The following is a 14,086-nucleotide window of genomic DNA, read 5'->3' as shown; positions in this document are numbered from 1 at the left end:
GAAATGGTGCGTTGGGGCGGCAATTTATTTATCCTGTGCAGAACCGGGCAAAGGAGTGCGATTGAGTGAAATTTTCAAAGAAAATCATCTGTTTGATGGCCCTGTTGCCATTGGCTGGCTGCGACCTGCTGGCCGAGAAGTATCGGGTCGAATTCCGGGATGGCTCCTGGCGTGAAATAGCCATTACCCCCTTCTCCAGCGAGGCGCGCTGGCGTGAGGGGTGTGCCACCGGCGAGGTGCTGAGCGACATGAAGGTGCCCATCAAGCGGGGTGACACTGTCAATGGCCGCGAGCAGTTGCTGATCGGTGGCGAGAAGTTCGAGCTGGATGACAACAACCTCTACCGCAGCAACGGCATGGTGTTTGGCCATTCGCCTGACCATATCCAGCGCGGGCTCAAGGGGATGGATATCTGCCGCACCTTGCGCCCCGAGCGGGGCGGACTGCCCAAGCTCAAGGCGCGCGGGTTTGGCGACTGAATCGATGAGGGGTTAACTCGCTGCCATCAATGCACAGCGCTGGCGGCAGGCATCGCCAAAGGCTTGAAAGATCTTGATGGAGTGGGGATTTTCATTGGCTTTCCACTCCGGATGCCACTGCACTGCCAGCAAAAAGGGTGACAGTGCGGGAGCATGAAGTGCCTCGATCAGCCCATCTTCGGCGTGGGCCAACGGCTCCAGACCCTTCCCCAACCGGTTGATGCCCTGTCCATGCAGGGAGTTGACCGGAATCTGTTCTTCCCCCATCAGTTCGGCAAACCAGCTGCCCGGCAGCAGTTTGATCTGATGGCTTGGCCCATACTGCTCGTCGACCGGATCGTCGGCATCCTCCCGGTGATCGTCATAACCCGGCTCGCTGTAGACCTTCTGATGGATGTCTCCCCCCAGCGCCACGTTGATCTCCTGCATGCCGCGGCAGATCCCGAGGAGCGGCAAGCCACGGGCGAGCGCCCCCTTGATGAGGGGCAGATCGAACAGATCGCGATCCCTGTCCTGCTGTTTCTCCGGCGTGAGGTTCTCTTGGCCGTAGAGGGCCGGATCGATATTGGAGCCGGCGCCGCTCAGATAGACCCCATCGGCGAGATCCAGATACTGCTCCAGATCGGCGGTGCCGCAGCAGGTGGGTACCAGCAGCGGGACGCAGCCGCTTATCTCCACCAGCGGCATGATGTATTTGTGGGTCATCACCTGATAGGCGTGGCCGTTGCGGGGCTGGGCGCCCATGGTCATCAGCACGACAGGTTTACGGGTGGCGGGAGGCTGGGGATTTGGCATAGGGCACCTTGATTATCCTTGGCGTTGAAGTCTCATCCTGCGCCTTGGGCAGGCCCTTGCAAACCGGTAGGGCAAGGGCATGCCTCAAGGCATGGTCATGGGATCCCGCGTCGGGCCGGGTGACAGAATCGTTGGTCAGCCTGGGCAGCGACGGCATGGATCCTCTCTTCAGTCTGCCAAGGCCGTTCAATATGTCAAACAAAATGATGCAAAGTTGTTAACGGCTTTATTTTGGTCTGCTCTGAAGGGGCGATTTAACGGGGCTGTTGAGATGGGCCGTTATGGCTGGGGTAGCAAAATGGTGGATATATTAAACGCGCAGGGATGGCGGGGGGATGTGGAGAGGAAAAGGCATCAATAGAAGCACGCCTCCCCGAGGGGAGGCGTGCTTCGGGGATCACAGCAGGTCTTCGATCTCGCCGCGCAGATACTGGTACATCTCGCGGTAGGCGACCGGCGGCTTGTTCAGCTCCCGCTCCTTGTTGGCGGAGCGGATCAGCTGGCGCAGCTTCTGGCGATCCAGCTCGTGGAACTGGGACATCAGCTCGTTGAGGGCGCTGTCACCTTCGGTGATCAGGCGCTCGCGCCACTGCTCCAGCCGATGCAGGCGTGCATTCACGGTGGAGTGACGGTTCTTGATGATGGAGAGTGCTTCGGCAATCGGCTCGATATCGCGGCTGCGCATCAGGCGGCCGATGAACTGCAGATGGCGACGGAAGGACTCATCCTTCTTCGGCTTGAGTTTGCGACCCAGCTCGACAGCTTCTGCAAGCTCTTCATCCAACGGGATTTTTTCCAGCTCGCTGTGGCTGAGGGAGACGATCTCTTCCCCCATTTTCTGCAATGCTTCGGCATCGCGCTTGAGCTGGCTCTTGCTGGGGCCCCAGTCTTCGAACTCGTTGTCGTCTTGATATTGACTCATCGGTCTCTTGATTCCTGTCATTCACGTTTGCCGGATATGTTACCAGCTTCTCCCGCTGGGCGCAGGGGTCTGATATGCTTACCCCCCTTTCCTTCTTTCATACAGATGTGAGTTATGGATCAGCAAGACCAAATCCGCCAGGATCAAGCCCATCTCGAGGCCGTGGTTGCCGAAGCCCTGGAGATAGCCAAAGGACTGGGCGCCTCGCTGGCCGAAGTCTCCATCAGCAAGCAGACCGGGTTGTCGGTGAACACCCGGGGTTGTGAACTGGAAAGCATTGAATTCAATAAGGATGGCGCCCTCGGTATCGCCGTCTATCGCGATGGTTGCAAGGGATCCTCCTCGACCACCGATCTGAGCAAACCCGCCATTCGTGCCGCTGTTGAAGCGGCCATCGAGATTGCCCGCCACACCTCGGCCGATGATTGCGCCGGTCTGGCGGACGCCGAGCTGCTGGCCTGGGATGCCCCCGATCTGCAACTGTGTCACCAAATCGAACTGGATCCCCAGCGCGGCATCGAACTGGCCATCGAGTGCGAACGACTCGCTCTGGGTCGCGATGCCCGCATCAAGCACTCCGACGGTGCCGGTTTCTCCAGCCATCTCGGCATCAAGGTCTATGGCAACAGCCACGGCTTCGTCAAAGGCTACGCGGCGTCGCGCAACTCACTGAGCTGCGTGCTGATCGGCGAGCAGGATGGCGATATGCAGCGTGATTACGGCTACTCCTCCAGCCGTACCCTCGACGGGCTCTGGAGCCCGCAGCGCATTGCCGACGAAGCCGTTGAGCGTACCGTCTCCCGCCTCGGCGCCCGCAAGATCTCTACCCGTCATGCGCCTGTGCTGTTCCACCCTGACACAGCCTCCGGTCTGTGGGGCCATCTGGTGATGGCCATCAGCGGTGGCAACCTCTATCGCAAGTCGAGCTTCCTGCTCGACAAATTGGGCAAGCAGATCCTGCCCGAGTGGCTCACCATTCAGGAGTTCCCCCACCTGTTGGGCGGGCTCGCCAGTACCCCGTTCGATGGGGAAGGGGTGCGTACCCGCGACATGGATATCATCCGTAACGGTGAGCTGATGAGCTGGCTGCTTACCTCTTACTCTGCGCGCAAGCTGGGGCTGACCACTACGGGTCACGCCGGTGGCATCCACAACTGGCAGGTCTCCAATACCGGCCAGGATTTTCAAGGCATGCTGCAAGAGATGGGCTCCGGTCTGCTGGTGACCGAGCTGATGGGGCAGGGGGTCAATATCGTCAATGGTGACTACTCCCGCGGTGCTGCCGGTTTCTGGGTCGAGAATGGCGAGATAGCCTATCCGGTCGAAGAGATCACCATCGCCGGCAATCTGGCCGAGATGTTCAGCCATATCGTGGCGGTAGGTCGTGACGAGGATGAGCGCTCCAGTCTCAAGACCGGCTCGGTGCTGGTAGAGAATATGAAGCTGGCGGGCCACTGATCCCGGTTTCAACAGAACCGAAACCATAAAAAAGGCCCCCTCGCCAACGCGAGGGGGCCTTTTTATCGGCTAGCGATCAGTGGGCTATCAGCCCTTGATACGCTCGATGCGGCCACCCAGACCTTGCAGCTTCTGCTCGATGTCTTCGTAGCCACGGTCGATGTGATAGATACGGTCGACGATGGTGGAGCCTTCGGCCACGAAGCCGGCCAGTACCAGACTGGCGGAGGCGCGCAGATCGGTCGCCATCACCTGGGCACCCTTGAGTTGCTCGGTGTCACGGCAGATGGCTACGTTGCCCTGCAGTTCGATGTCTGCGCCCATCCGTACCAGTTCGGGAACGTGCATGAAGCGGTTCTCGAAGATGGTCTCGGTGACCATGCCGGTGCCTTTGGCAACGGCGTTCAGCACGGTGAACTGTGCCTGCATGTCGGTCGGGAAGGCCGGGTAGGGGGCAGTCTTGATGGTGACCGGCTTGAGGGTGCGGCCAGTCATGTCGAGGGTGATCCAGTCTTCACCCTTCTCAATCAGGGCGCCAGCCTCTTCCAGCTTGACCAGTACCGCTTCCAGCAGAGTCGGGTCTGTCTTGCGGCAGGTAATCTTGCCGCCGGTGACCGCTGCGCCCACCAGGAAGGTACCGGTTTCGATGCGGTCAGGCTGCACGCTGTAGTTGCCGCCGTGCAGACGCTCGACACCGTCGATGGTCAGGGTATCGGTGCCCGCCCCCTGGATCTTGGCACCCAGGGTATTGAGGAAGTTGGCCAGATCGACCACTTCCGGCTCGCGCGCGGCGTTTTCGATCACGGTGCGGCCATCAGCCAGGGTCGCAGCCATCATCAGGTTTTCGGTACCGGTCACGGAGACCATATCCATCAGGATGTGGGCGCCTTTCAGGCGGCCATCGACACGGGCCTTGATGTAACCATCTTCGATGGTGATCTTGGCACCCATCAGCTCCAGGCCGTGGACGTGCAGGTTGACCGGACGGGCACCGATGGCGCAGCCGCCGGGCAGGGAGACGTCAGCGGCGCCGAAACGGGCGGCCAGCGGGCCCAGCGCCAGAATGGAGGCGCGCATGGTCTTCACCAGCTCGTAGGGAGCGACATGGTTGTTCACCGCACCGGTCAGCACGGTGACGTTGCCGTTGACCTTGGTGGTCGCGCCCAGCATCTCCAGCAGCTTGATGGTGGTGCCCACATCTTTCAGGCGCGGCACGTTGGAGAGGTGTACCTCTTCATCACAGAGCAGGGTCGCGAACAGGATCGGCAGCGCGGCGTTTTTGGCGCCGGAGATGGTCACTTCGCCGTTGAGAGTACAACGACCATCGATTTTGAATTTGTCCATTTTTACTTCGTTACCAAATCAGGAGGGCAATAGGAATTTACGTTCGCGTTTCCACTCGGCGTCGGTGAACGCCTTGATGGAGAGGGCGTGAATGGCGTTGCTGGCGATCTTGTCCATCAGCGGGGCATAGATGGCCTGCTGCTTCTTGACCCGGCTCATGCCGTCAAACATGTCACCGACGGCGATCACTTGGTAGTGACTACCGTCCCCTTTGACATGGACTTCGGACAATGGCAGAGCCTCAAGGAGTATCGCTTCAATTTCAGAGACTTGCATTATGCGTCCTCAGTTGTGAGCGGGGTTGACTGAAACAGCCCGGCCACCCCGTAGAGGTTGGCCAGGGTATAGAAATCACTGGAGGCGCCCACCAGTTGCGGTGTGGCGCCTCGCGCTAATACGGCTTTGGCCCATTTGACCAGCAGGGCCAGTCCGGCAGAGTCGAGGGTGGTGACGCCGCCGAGCTCAAGCTGGTCGTCCTGCCACCATTCGGCGCGGCGTTGCCACAGGTCATTGACCTGTGGCGCCTGCAGCTCACCGCTGAGGGTCATGGTTTGAGTACCAGCGGCTTGGCGTTGTGTTCGCGCAACTGGGCGATCACCGCATCGATGCCGTTCTGGCGGATCAAACCGCCGAGCTCGCTCTGCTTGGCGGAGAGCAGGCTGATCCCCTCTGCCACCATGTCGAAGGCTTTCCACTCGCCGGTCTTGTTGTTCTTGCGCAGCTTGAACTCGAGGAAGATGTCCGGCTTGCCGGCCTCTTTCACGCTGACGTTGACGGCGGTGATGTTGCCGCTGGGAGCTTTGCCCGGCTCGACCTTGACGGTCTGCTTGTCAAAATGGGCCAGCGCATCGGCGTAGGAGCTCACCATGTACTCGGTGAACACCTCGACGAAGGCATTGCGCTGCGCTTCGGTGGTCTCTTTAATCTGGTTGCCAAGCACCTTGTAGGCGGCGAAGCGGTTGTCCACATAGGGCAGCAGCTCTTCGCGGATGATCACCCGCAGGTGATCCGGATTGCTCTTCACCTGGGCCTGATCGGCTTTCAGGCGGGCAAAGGTCTGCTTGGCAGCCTGATCCACCAGCGCATTGGGGTCGGTGGCATCGACTGCGGCCTGGGCAGACAGGGAAAAGAGCATGCTGGTCATCAGACCCAGCAGCAGGGCGATCTTCTTGAACATGGTTACTCCTTCTTGCTGTCTGATTTGCTGTCGGAGGATTGGCTGTAGAGGAACTTGCCAATCAGATCTTCCAGCACGATGGCGGATTTGGTGTCTTCAATCAGGTCGCCATCCTTGAGCATCTCGGTGCCCATCTCCTCATCGCTGAAGCCGGGGGCCAGACCGATGTACTGCTCGCCGAGCAGACCGGAGGTGAGGATGGAGAGGGAGCTGGTATCGGCGAACTCGCCAGCGCTCTTTTGCATCATCAGGGTCACTTCGGGCACCTGGGTTTTCGGGTCCAGTACGATGTCGCTGACCCGACCGACCACAACGCCGCCGACCTTGACCGGCGAACGGACTTTCAGGCCGCCGATATTATCGAAATGCGCGCGCAGGGTATAGGTTTCTCCTTCCGGTTTGAAGCTCAAACCGGCCACTTGCAGGGCCAGTGCCAGAATGGCACCGATGCCAGCCAGCATGAAGGTGCCGACCAGGAATTCTACTTTGCTGAACTTCATCTTTACCTTATCCAAACATGACTGCAGTGAGTATAAAATCCAGGCCGAGCACGGCGAGGGATGAGTGGACCACGGTACGGGTCGTGGCCTGACTGATCCCGGCCGAGGTCGGCTTGGCATCATAGCCGTTAAAGAGCGCAATCCAGGTGACCACCAGGGCGAAAATCAGGCTCTTGATGGCGCCCTGCATGATGTCTTCATGCCAGTCGACGGAGGCCTGCATGGCAGACCAGAAGCCCCCTTCGTCCACGCCGAGCCAGTCCACACCGACCAGTTTGCCGCCGAAGATGCCGATCAGGCTGAACATAAAGGCCAGCAGCGGCATGCTGATGACGCCAGCCCAGAAGCGGGGGGCAACCACCCGGCGCAGCGGGTCGACCGCCATCATCTCGAGGCTTGAAAGCTGCTCGGTGGCCTTCATCAGGCCAATTTCAGCGGTCAGGGCCGAACCGGCACGGCCGGCAAACAGCAGCGCCGTGACCACAGGCCCCAGCTCCCGCAGCAGGGAGAGGGAGACCAGCGGTCCCAGACTCTGCTCGGCGCCGAAATCCTTCAATACGTTGTAACCCTGCAGCGAGAGCACCATGCCGATGAACAGGCCGGAGACCAGAATGATAGCCACCGACTGTACGCCCACCACATACAACTGCTGGACAAGCAGCGGGAAGTGCTTGCGCGGCTCGGGTTTGCCCGCCAGCGCATGGAACAACATGATGGTGGCGCGACCGACGGAGCTGATAAACCGCACTCCGACCCGCCCCAGCTTGCTTATTTGACTTATCAACATCAGAGATCCTGTAGCAGATCGCCTGCCGGAAAATGAAACGGAACAGGACCATCGGGCAATCCTTTGAGGAACTGCTCGACTTCGGGATTGTGCTCCTCGCGCAGTTGATCCGGCGTACCGTGCGCCACCACCTTGCGATTGGCAATGATGTAGGCGTAATCGGCGATGCTCAGCACCTCTTTCACATCGTGGGTGACGATGACGGAGGTGATACCGAGGGCATCGTTCAGCTCCTTGATCAGCTTGACCAGCACCGCCATGGTGATGGGGTCCTGCCCGACAAACGGCTCGTCATACATGATGAGGTCGGGGTCAAGGGCGATGGCCCGAGCCAGCGCCGCCCGGCGCGCCATGCCGCCGGAGAGCTCGGAGGGCATCAGTTTCGCTGCGCCGCGCAAGCCCACCGCCTGCAGCTTCATCATGACGATGGTGTGGATCAGCTCCTCCGGCAGGCCGGAGTGCTCCCGTAGCGGGAAGGCCACGTTGTCGTAGACCGTCATGCCGGTAAACAGGGCGCCGCTCTGGAACAGCATGCTCATCCGCTTGCGCACTTCATAGAGGCGCGAACGGGAGAGGGTGGGGATATCTTCCCCGTCAAACAGAATGTGACCGGACTCCGGCTTGAGCTGGCCACCGATCAGCCGCAGCAGGGTGGTTTTACCGATGCCGCTCGGGCCCATGACGGCGGTTACCTTGCCACGAGGAATGGTCAGGTTGATCCCGTCATACAACAGCCGATCTCCGTGACTGAAGGTCAGGTCGGAGATGGTGATCAGGTCATTGTTCAAACAATTGTCCATCCGGTGTAAATGAGGTGCGAATTTTATGGGGTAGTCTAGGTCTAAGCAACAGCAAGGAACAACTATTGAACAGGCTGCAAGCCCATTTGCACGACAGTTTTCTGTAACAAAGTGCGTCATTGAGAGCGGGACTTGCCATCCGATTCGCTTATCCGGGCAGACTTTTTTATAATCCCGCAGCTAATTTCGGCCCGGAGCTGTGTCTTTATGTCTGTAAAGCCTGAGAAAGTGTCTGAACTGTTCGATTTTCGTCGCAGTGCCCGCGCGGTGCTGGACACAGAAAAGCAAGCCATTGATGGACTCTATCAGTATCTGAATGACGCCTTCGACAAGGCGTGCGAAATGGTGCTGCGCTGCGGTGGCAAGATAGTGGTCACCGGCATGGGTAAATCGGGCCATATCGGCAGCAAGATCGCCGCCACCCTCGCCAGCACCGGCACACCGGCCTTCTTCCTCCATCCGGGGGAAGCGAGTCACGGCGATCTGGGGATGATCTCCAGCGGCGACCTTATCATCGCCATCTCCAACTCCGGCGAGAGCGACGAAATCCTGGCCCTGCTGCCTGTACTCAAGCGCCGCGGCATACCGCTCATCTGCATGACCGGCAATCCTGCCTCCACCATGGCCAAAGAGGCCAACGTGCACCTGTGTATCAAGGTGGAGAAAGAGGCCTGCCCGCTGGGTTTGGCACCCACTTCCAGCACCACGGCAACCTTAGTCATGGGCGATGCCCTGGCGGTCGCCCTGCTGGAAGCACGCGGTTTTACCGCCGATGACTTCGCCCTCTCTCACCCGGGCGGTTCCCTTGGCAAGCGTCTGTTGCTGCGGGTTGGCGATCTGATGCACAGCGGCGAGCTGTTGCCCCGGGTGGGGATAGATGCCACCATCAGCCAGGCGCTGCTGGAAGTGAGCCGCAAGGGGCTCGGTATGACAGCTGTGGTCGATGGCAATGGCCTGCTGGCCGGGCTCTTTACCGATGGCGACCTGCGCCGCATTCTCGACCAGCAGATCGATATCCATCACACCCCCATCAGCCGTGTGATGACGGCCAACTGTGTTACCGTAGGTCCAGAGATGATGGCTGCGGAAGCCGTCAAGCTGATGGAAACGAGAAAAATCAACGGATTACTGGTCGTGGATGAAGAGCAACGCCCGCTCGGCGCCTTCAATATGCACGACCTGCTGAAAGCCGGAGTAATTTGATGCAAAACGTACCGACCCTCTATGGTCCGGTGACGCGCAGCCAGTTTGAGAAGGCGGCGCAAATCCGCCTGCTGGTGTGCGATGTGGACGGGGTGCTCTCCAACGGCCTCATCTACATGGGAAACAACGGCGAAGAGCTGAAAACCTTCTGCACTCGCGATGGTGCGGGCATGCGAGCGTTGCTCAATGCCGGGATCGAGATCGCCATTATCACCGGGCGCAACTCCCGTATCGTCAGCGATCGGATGAAAAGCCTGGGGGTGGCTCATGTGGTGCAGGGGGCTGATAAAAAGCTGCCTCACTTCGAAGCGCTGCTGGCCAAGCTGGGGCTGACTGCTGAGCAGGCCGCCTATATGGGCGATGACACCATCGATCTGCCGGTGATGGCCGCTTGCGGCCTGGGTATCGCGGTGGCCGATGCCCATCCGCTGGTGCTGAGCCGTGCCGATATGGTGACCCGGCTTGGCGGTGGCATGGGCGCGGTGCGCGAGGTGTGTGACCTCATTTTGCAGGCGCAGGGCCATGACGATTATCAGCCCGAGGCTTCGGTATGAGCAGACAGACCCTGTTGTTTGCCCTGCTGTTTCTGGTCGCGCTGGTTGCCTGGCAGTTGGGCAAGGTTGAGCTGGTGCCTGAGAGCGCCGTCAAAATCGAAAACTATCAGCCGGATTTTGTCGCCAAAGGTCTGGTGACCACCCGTTTTGATATCAATGGCAAGCGCACCGAGCGGCTGGAGTCGACCTACGCCGAGTATTATCAAATCCTCGAGCAGGCCACCTTCGACAAGCCGGTGGTCTACATGTATGACGATCAGGGTGCCGCCGAGTGGAAGGTGACCGCCGAAACCGGCGTGCTCAACACCGGCGACAACGTCATCCTGCGGGACAAGGTGCATCTGGATGGTCTGCTGCCCACCTCCTTTATCTCCACACTGGATACCCCCTATCTGGAGCTGGATCTGGTGACACAGGATGTGCGCAGCAACCGGGAAGTGAACATTCTGGGTCGGGATTTCCAGACCCAAGGGGTTGGCCTCAAGGGCCATCTGGACCGCAAATATTTTGAGTTACTGGATCAAGGCCATGCCATCTATTTCAATGAAAAACGCTAATTTGGCCCTCGCAGCCCTGTTGTTGTGTGGTGCGGTGGCCGCAAAAGAGTCCGACTTTGCCGAGAAGGTCTACGTCGATGCCGTCAAACAGGTGGCCGAGATGCAGGACAACCGCATCACCTTCGAAGAGGATGTGACCATCAATCAGGGCACCATCCGGATCAAGGCTGACAAGGTGGTAGTGACCCGTTCCGGCGAGAAAGGGGCCGAGGTGATGACTGCCTACGGCAAGCCCGCCACCTTCTTCCAGATCCTGGATAACGGCAAGCCGGTCAATGCCCACGGCAATACCATCCGCTACGAGCTGAAGAACCGTCTGGTGACCATCACCGGCAACGGTCAGCTCAAGCAGGAAGATAGCCAGGTCAATGGCGATCTGATCCGCTACGACATCGTCAAACAGAAGATGATTGCCGAGAGCAAGAGCCCGAGCCAGCGGGTCAAAACCGTGTTCCTGCCGGATCAGGTAGAGAATTTCGACAAGCCCGCCGACCAGAAGAAGCAGGGAAAATAAGCCATGGCAGTGTTGAAAGCAGTGGGCCTGCAGAAGAGCTACAAGCGCCGCATGGTGGTGAGTGACGTCAGCCTTGAAGTGGGCACCGGCCAGATTGTCGGCCTGCTAGGCCCCAACGGGGCGGGCAAGACCACCTCCTTCTACATGATCGTGGGGCTGGTGCAGCGCGATGCCGGTCTCATCACCATCGACGATCAGGACATCAGCCTGCAGCCCATGCATGTGCGGGCGCGCAATGGCATCGGTTACCTGCCGCAGGAGGCCTCCATCTTCCGTCGCCTGTCGGTGTTCGACAACCTGATGGGAGTGATGCAGACCCGCAAGGGGTTGAGCCGTGAGGAGCGTGAGGACAAGGTTCAGCAACTGCTGGAAGAGTTCAACATCACCCACATTCGCGACAACCTGGGGCAGAGCCTCTCCGGCGGTGAGCGCCGTCGGGTCGAGATCGCCCGTGCGCTGGCGGCCGAGCCGCGTTTTATTCTGCTGGATGAACCCTTTGCAGGGGTTGACCCGATTTCTGTGATAGACATCAAGAAGATCATTCAGCATCTGAAAGATAGAGGCCTTGGCGTCTTGATTACCGACCACAACGTCAGAGAGACTCTGGACGTATGTGAGAAGGCCTATATCGTCAGCCACGGCAAGATGATTGCCGAAGGTGCACCGGCTGACATCCTTGCCGATGAACAGGTCAAGCGCGTCTATTTGGGCGATCAATTCAGTCTATAGTAAGGGGGCATGCCTTCATTTCCTTTGACGAGTGCCTCGCTGAACATAAGGATATCCCGACGTAGATGAAGCCGACATTACAGTTGCGTCTCGGTCAGTCCCTGACCATGACGCCGCAATTACAACAAGCGATTCGTCTGCTCCAGCTCTCCACTCTGGAACTTCAGCAGGAAATTCAGCAAGCGCTCGAAAACAACCCTCTGCTGGAGCAGGAAGAGAGCGAGGCGCAAGAGACCAGTCCGGAAGCGCCGGTCGATGCCAGCCAGCTGGATTCCAGCGATGCCATGGCTCAGGAGCAGATGCCGGACGAGTTGCCGGTGGATACCACCTGGGACGAGGTTTACTCTGCCGGCACCGCCCAAAGCGCGGGCCCCATCCACGATGGGGAAGATAGCGTCTATCAGGGTGAAACTACCGAAAACCTGCAGGATTATCTGCTGTGGCAGATGCGGCTCACACCTTTCAGCGATGTGGATGCCGCCATCGCGCTTGCCATCATCGATGCCATCGACGAATCCGGTTATCTGACCGTTGCGCTGGAGGATATCCAGGCTGCCGTCACCAGCGATGACGTAGAGGTGGAACTCGATGAGGTCGAGGCGGTACTCAAGCGGGTGCAGCACTTCGATCCGGTCGGCATTGCTGCCCGTTCTGTGCAGGAGTGTTTGCTCATCCAGCTGGATCAGTATGACCCGCAGACCCCCTGGCTCAACGAGGCAAAAGAGGTGATCCTCGAGCACATGGAGCTGCTCGGCAACCGGGATTACCGCACCCTCGCCCGCAAGACAAAACTCAAGGAGAGCGACCTCAAGGAGGTGCTGGATCTGATCCAGCTGCTGGAGCCGCGCCCCGGCAATGGCATCATCCAGAGCGACTCCCAGTACGTGATCCCCGACGTCTCCGTGGTCAAGAAGGGCAGCAAGTGGGTGGTCGAGCTCAATCCCGACTCTGCCCCCCGCATCCGGGTCAACGAGACCTATGCCGCCATGGCCCGCAACGCCCGCAGCAGCACCGACACCCAGTTTATCCGCTCCCATTTGCAGGAAGCCAAGTGGTTCATCAAGAGCCTGGAAAGTCGCAATGACACCCTGCTGAAAGTGGCCAGTTGCATTGTCGAGCAGCAACAGGGCTTTTTCGAGTATGGTGAAGAGGCGATGAAGCCCATGGTGCTCAATGACATCGCCGAAGCGGTAGAGATGCATGAGTCGACCATCTCCCGGGTAACGACCCAGAAGTACATGCATACCCCCCGTGGTATCTTCGAATTGAAGTTTTTTTTCTCCAGCCATGTGAACACCGAAGGAGGAGGAGAGTGCTCATCGACCGCAATTCGCGCGCTCATCAAGAAGCTGGTCACGGCAGAGAATCCTGCCAAGCCGTTAAGTGATAGCAAGATCGCGGATTTGCTGGCCGAACAGGGTATTATGGTGGCGAGACGCACGATCGCTAAGTATCGCGAATCCTTGTTTATCCCACCTTCCAATCAGCGCAAACGCCTGGTTTAGGCAAACAAAAGGATGATGTTATGCAAATTAACCTGACCGGACACCATGTCGAGATCACCGAAGCTCTGCGTGATTATGTGAATAACAAATTTGCCAAACTCGAGCGTCACTTCGACCACATCAACAATGTTCATGTGGTGCTTAGCGTGGAAAAACTGAACCAGATAGCGGAAGCCAAATTGCACGTCAGCGGTGGCGAAGTGTTTGCCAACTCTGAACATGCCGATATGTATGCTGCGATAGACACCTTGCTCGACAAGCTGGACAGGCAGATCATCAAGCACAAAGATAAGTTAAATAAAAAATAACCATGCAACTTGAACACATACTGAGTCGGGACTGCACCAAGAGTGCAGTCCCTTGTACCAGCAAGAAACGCGCCCTCGAAATCATCAGCGAGCTGGCCGCCGAACGCCTTGGCACCTCCCGTCAGGCGCTGTTTGAATGCTTGCTGGCCCGCGAAAAAATGGGTAGTACCGGGATCGGTGCCGGTATTGCGATCCCCCACGGTCGCATTGACGATGAGTTCCCGCCAACCGCGATCCTGATGACCTTTGCCGACCCTATTCCTTTCGACTCCATCGACAATCAACCGGTTGACCTGCTGTTTGCCTTGCTGGTGCCGGAAAGCGAGTGCAAGCAGCATCTCAAGACCCTTTCTCTGATGGCTTCCAAGCTGGGTGACAAGGCGGTTTGCCGCCAGTTGCGTCAGGCAACCAGCGACGAAGAGCTCTATCAGATCATGACCTCGGCCTGACAGCA

Annotated in this window: 19 protein-coding genes; 10 read left to right on the top strand and 9 right to left on the bottom strand. The window is 58.7% G+C overall.

The window, feature by feature from the left end:
* The first annotated feature begins 95 nt into the window (after positions 1-95).
* The gene (locus ACTG2S_RS20690) at positions 96-479 is read left to right on the top strand and encodes a hypothetical protein (protein ID WP_040069030.1); all 384 of its coding nucleotides are present in this window, start codon (positions 96-98) and stop codon (positions 477-479) included.
* A gap of 12 nt (positions 480-491) precedes the next feature.
* Here the strand turns inward: ACTG2S_RS20690 and ACTG2S_RS20685 are convergent, their stop codons facing one another.
* Positions 492-1,274 carry a gamma-glutamyl-gamma-aminobutyrate hydrolase family protein gene (locus ACTG2S_RS20685; RefSeq protein ID WP_279498799.1) on the bottom strand — a complete coding sequence of 261 codons (783 nt, stop codon included), beginning with the start codon at positions 1,272-1,274 and terminating at the stop codon, positions 492-494.
* Positions 1,275-1,671: 397 nt separating this feature from the next.
* Positions 1,672-2,196 carry a ribosome biogenesis factor YjgA gene (yjgA, locus tag ACTG2S_RS20680; protein ID WP_005336359.1) on the bottom strand — a complete coding sequence of 175 codons (525 nt, stop codon included), beginning with the start codon at positions 2,194-2,196 and terminating at the stop codon, positions 1,672-1,674.
* A gap of 114 nt (positions 2,197-2,310) precedes the next feature.
* On the opposite strand from yjgA, the gene pmbA reads away from it, so the two are divergent.
* A complete protein-coding gene (gene pmbA / locus ACTG2S_RS20675; protein ID WP_279498798.1) occupies positions 2,311-3,654 on the top strand; it encodes a metalloprotease PmbA in 1,344 nt (447 codons plus the stop codon).
* Between the two features lie 87 nt (positions 3,655-3,741).
* Here pmbA and murA read toward each other — a convergent pair whose 3' ends face one another.
* From murA to mlaF, 7 genes are read right to left on the bottom strand one after another with little or no spacing between them, the layout of a single operon-like run.
* Positions 3,742-4,998 carry a UDP-N-acetylglucosamine 1-carboxyvinyltransferase gene (murA, locus tag ACTG2S_RS20670; RefSeq protein WP_005336355.1) on the bottom strand — a complete coding sequence of 419 codons (1,257 nt, stop codon included), beginning with the start codon at positions 4,996-4,998 and terminating at the stop codon, positions 3,742-3,744.
* An 18-nt stretch (positions 4,999-5,016) separates the two neighbouring features.
* Positions 5,017-5,274 carry a BolA family iron metabolism protein IbaG gene (gene ibaG, locus ACTG2S_RS20665; RefSeq protein WP_005306001.1) on the bottom strand — a complete coding sequence of 86 codons (258 nt, stop codon included), beginning with the start codon at positions 5,272-5,274 and terminating at the stop codon, positions 5,017-5,019.
* Positions 5,274-5,546 carry an STAS domain-containing protein gene (locus tag ACTG2S_RS20660; RefSeq protein ID WP_005336352.1) on the bottom strand — a complete coding sequence of 91 codons (273 nt, stop codon included), beginning with the start codon at positions 5,544-5,546 and terminating at the stop codon, positions 5,274-5,276. The genes ibaG and ACTG2S_RS20660 overlap by 1 nt, the downstream gene beginning before the upstream one ends.
* On the bottom strand, positions 5,543-6,175 hold the full coding sequence (locus ACTG2S_RS20655; protein ID WP_005336350.1) for an MlaC/ttg2D family ABC transporter substrate-binding protein: 633 nt from the start codon (positions 6,173-6,175) through the stop codon (positions 5,543-5,545). Before ACTG2S_RS20655 ends, ACTG2S_RS20660 begins: the two co-directional genes overlap by 4 nt.
* 2 nt (positions 6,176-6,177) lie before the next feature.
* Entirely contained in the window at positions 6,178-6,675 is a 498-nt protein-coding gene (mlaD, locus tag ACTG2S_RS20650) for an outer membrane lipid asymmetry maintenance protein MlaD (RefSeq protein WP_005336348.1), read from the bottom strand.
* 7 nt (positions 6,676-6,682) lie between these two features.
* Positions 6,683-7,462, bottom strand: coding sequence for a lipid asymmetry maintenance ABC transporter permease subunit MlaE (mlaE, locus tag ACTG2S_RS20645; RefSeq protein ID WP_005336345.1), 780 nt, complete (start codon positions 7,460-7,462; stop codon positions 6,683-6,685).
* Positions 7,462-8,262 (bottom strand): phospholipid ABC transporter ATP-binding protein MlaF, encoded by an 801-nt coding sequence (gene mlaF / locus ACTG2S_RS20640; protein ID WP_005336343.1) that lies wholly within the window; start codon positions 8,260-8,262, stop codon positions 7,462-7,464. Before mlaF ends, mlaE begins: the two co-directional genes overlap by 1 nt.
* Positions 8,263-8,469: 207 nt before the next feature.
* Here mlaF and ACTG2S_RS20635 point away from each other — a divergent pair, with 207 nt between their 5' ends.
* From ACTG2S_RS20635 to ptsN, 8 genes are all read left to right on the top strand, one after another.
* Complete coding sequence (locus ACTG2S_RS20635) at positions 8,470-9,465, top strand: KpsF/GutQ family sugar-phosphate isomerase (protein ID WP_058058615.1); 996 nt, start codon at positions 8,470-8,472, stop codon at positions 9,463-9,465.
* Positions 9,465-10,019: a 3-deoxy-manno-octulosonate-8-phosphatase KdsC gene (kdsC, locus tag ACTG2S_RS20630; RefSeq protein ID WP_101530526.1), complete on the top strand. Its 555-nt coding sequence runs from the start codon at positions 9,465-9,467 to the stop codon at positions 10,017-10,019. Before ACTG2S_RS20635 ends, kdsC begins: the two co-directional genes overlap by 1 nt.
* Positions 10,016-10,576, top strand: a complete 561-nt coding sequence (lptC, locus tag ACTG2S_RS20625) for an LPS export ABC transporter periplasmic protein LptC (RefSeq protein WP_439983195.1) — start codon at positions 10,016-10,018, stop codon at positions 10,574-10,576. The genes kdsC and lptC overlap by 4 nt, the downstream gene beginning before the upstream one ends.
* A complete protein-coding gene (gene lptA / locus ACTG2S_RS20620; protein WP_439983266.1) occupies positions 10,563-11,090 on the top strand; it encodes a lipopolysaccharide transport periplasmic protein LptA in 528 nt (175 codons plus the stop codon). The genes lptC and lptA overlap by 14 nt, the downstream gene beginning before the upstream one ends.
* 3 nt (positions 11,091-11,093) lie before the next feature.
* Positions 11,094-11,819, top strand: coding sequence for an LPS export ABC transporter ATP-binding protein (gene lptB / locus ACTG2S_RS20615; protein WP_005336333.1), 726 nt, complete (start codon positions 11,094-11,096; stop codon positions 11,817-11,819).
* A gap of 65 nt (positions 11,820-11,884) precedes the next feature.
* Positions 11,885-13,324, top strand: coding sequence for an RNA polymerase factor sigma-54 (locus tag ACTG2S_RS20610; protein WP_005336331.1), 1,440 nt, complete (start codon positions 11,885-11,887; stop codon positions 13,322-13,324).
* A gap of 20 nt (positions 13,325-13,344) precedes the next feature.
* Complete coding sequence (hpf, locus tag ACTG2S_RS20605; protein ID WP_005336323.1) at positions 13,345-13,632, top strand: ribosome hibernation promoting factor; 288 nt, start codon at positions 13,345-13,347, stop codon at positions 13,630-13,632.
* Between the two features lie 2 nt (positions 13,633-13,634).
* Positions 13,635-14,081 (top strand): PTS IIA-like nitrogen regulatory protein PtsN, encoded by a 447-nt coding sequence (gene ptsN / locus ACTG2S_RS20600; protein ID WP_005336322.1) that lies wholly within the window; start codon positions 13,635-13,637, stop codon positions 14,079-14,081.
* Positions 14,082-14,086: the final 5 nt, after the last annotated feature.

It is taken from the genome of Aeromonas sp. 82P, from assembly GCF_051919365.1.
In the GTDB taxonomy this organism is placed as follows: domain Bacteria; phylum Pseudomonadota; class Gammaproteobacteria; order Enterobacterales; family Aeromonadaceae; genus Aeromonas; species Aeromonas veronii.
Note: the sequence above shows the minus strand (reverse complement) of the source record. Positions and strands in the feature narration are given on the sequence as shown.

Coding starts and splice junctions, on each gene's coding strand:
- ACTG2S_RS20690 (WP_040069030.1), top strand. CDS start 96: ATGGCCCTGTTGCCATTGGCTGGCTGCGACCTGCTGGCCGAGAAGTAT.
- ACTG2S_RS20685 (WP_279498799.1), bottom strand. CDS start 1,274: ATGCCAAATCCCCAGCCTCCCGCCACCCGTAAACCTGTCGTGCTGATG.
- yjgA (WP_005336359.1), bottom strand. CDS start 2,196: ATGAGTCAATATCAAGACGACAACGAGTTCGAAGACTGGGGCCCCAGC.
- pmbA (WP_279498798.1), top strand. CDS start 2,311: ATGGATCAGCAAGACCAAATCCGCCAGGATCAAGCCCATCTCGAGGCC.
- murA (WP_005336355.1), bottom strand. CDS start 4,998: ATGGACAAATTCAAAATCGATGGTCGTTGTACTCTCAACGGCGAAGTG.
- ibaG (WP_005306001.1), bottom strand. CDS start 5,274: ATGCAAGTCTCTGAAATTGAAGCGATACTCCTTGAGGCTCTGCCATTG.
- ACTG2S_RS20660 (WP_005336352.1), bottom strand. CDS start 5,546: ATGACCCTCAGCGGTGAGCTGCAGGCGCCACAGGTCAATGACCTGTGG.
- ACTG2S_RS20655 (WP_005336350.1), bottom strand. CDS start 6,175: ATGTTCAAGAAGATCGCCCTGCTGCTGGGTCTGATGACCAGCATGCTC.
- mlaD (WP_005336348.1), bottom strand. CDS start 6,675: ATGAAGTTCAGCAAAGTAGAATTCCTGGTCGGCACCTTCATGCTGGCT.
- mlaE (WP_005336345.1), bottom strand. CDS start 7,462: ATGTTGATAAGTCAAATAAGCAAGCTGGGGCGGGTCGGAGTGCGGTTT.
- mlaF (WP_005336343.1), bottom strand. CDS start 8,262: ATGGACAATTGTTTGAACAATGACCTGATCACCATCTCCGACCTGACC.
- ACTG2S_RS20635 (WP_058058615.1), top strand. CDS start 8,470: ATGTCTGTAAAGCCTGAGAAAGTGTCTGAACTGTTCGATTTTCGTCGC.
- kdsC (WP_101530526.1), top strand. CDS start 9,465: ATGCAAAACGTACCGACCCTCTATGGTCCGGTGACGCGCAGCCAGTTT.
- lptC (WP_439983195.1), top strand. CDS start 10,016: ATGAGCAGACAGACCCTGTTGTTTGCCCTGCTGTTTCTGGTCGCGCTG.
- lptA (WP_439983266.1), top strand. CDS start 10,563: ATGAAAAACGCTAATTTGGCCCTCGCAGCCCTGTTGTTGTGTGGTGCG.
- lptB (WP_005336333.1), top strand. CDS start 11,094: ATGGCAGTGTTGAAAGCAGTGGGCCTGCAGAAGAGCTACAAGCGCCGC.
- ACTG2S_RS20610 (WP_005336331.1), top strand. CDS start 11,885: ATGAAGCCGACATTACAGTTGCGTCTCGGTCAGTCCCTGACCATGACG.
- hpf (WP_005336323.1), top strand. CDS start 13,345: ATGCAAATTAACCTGACCGGACACCATGTCGAGATCACCGAAGCTCTG.
- ptsN (WP_005336322.1), top strand. CDS start 13,635: ATGCAACTTGAACACATACTGAGTCGGGACTGCACCAAGAGTGCAGTC.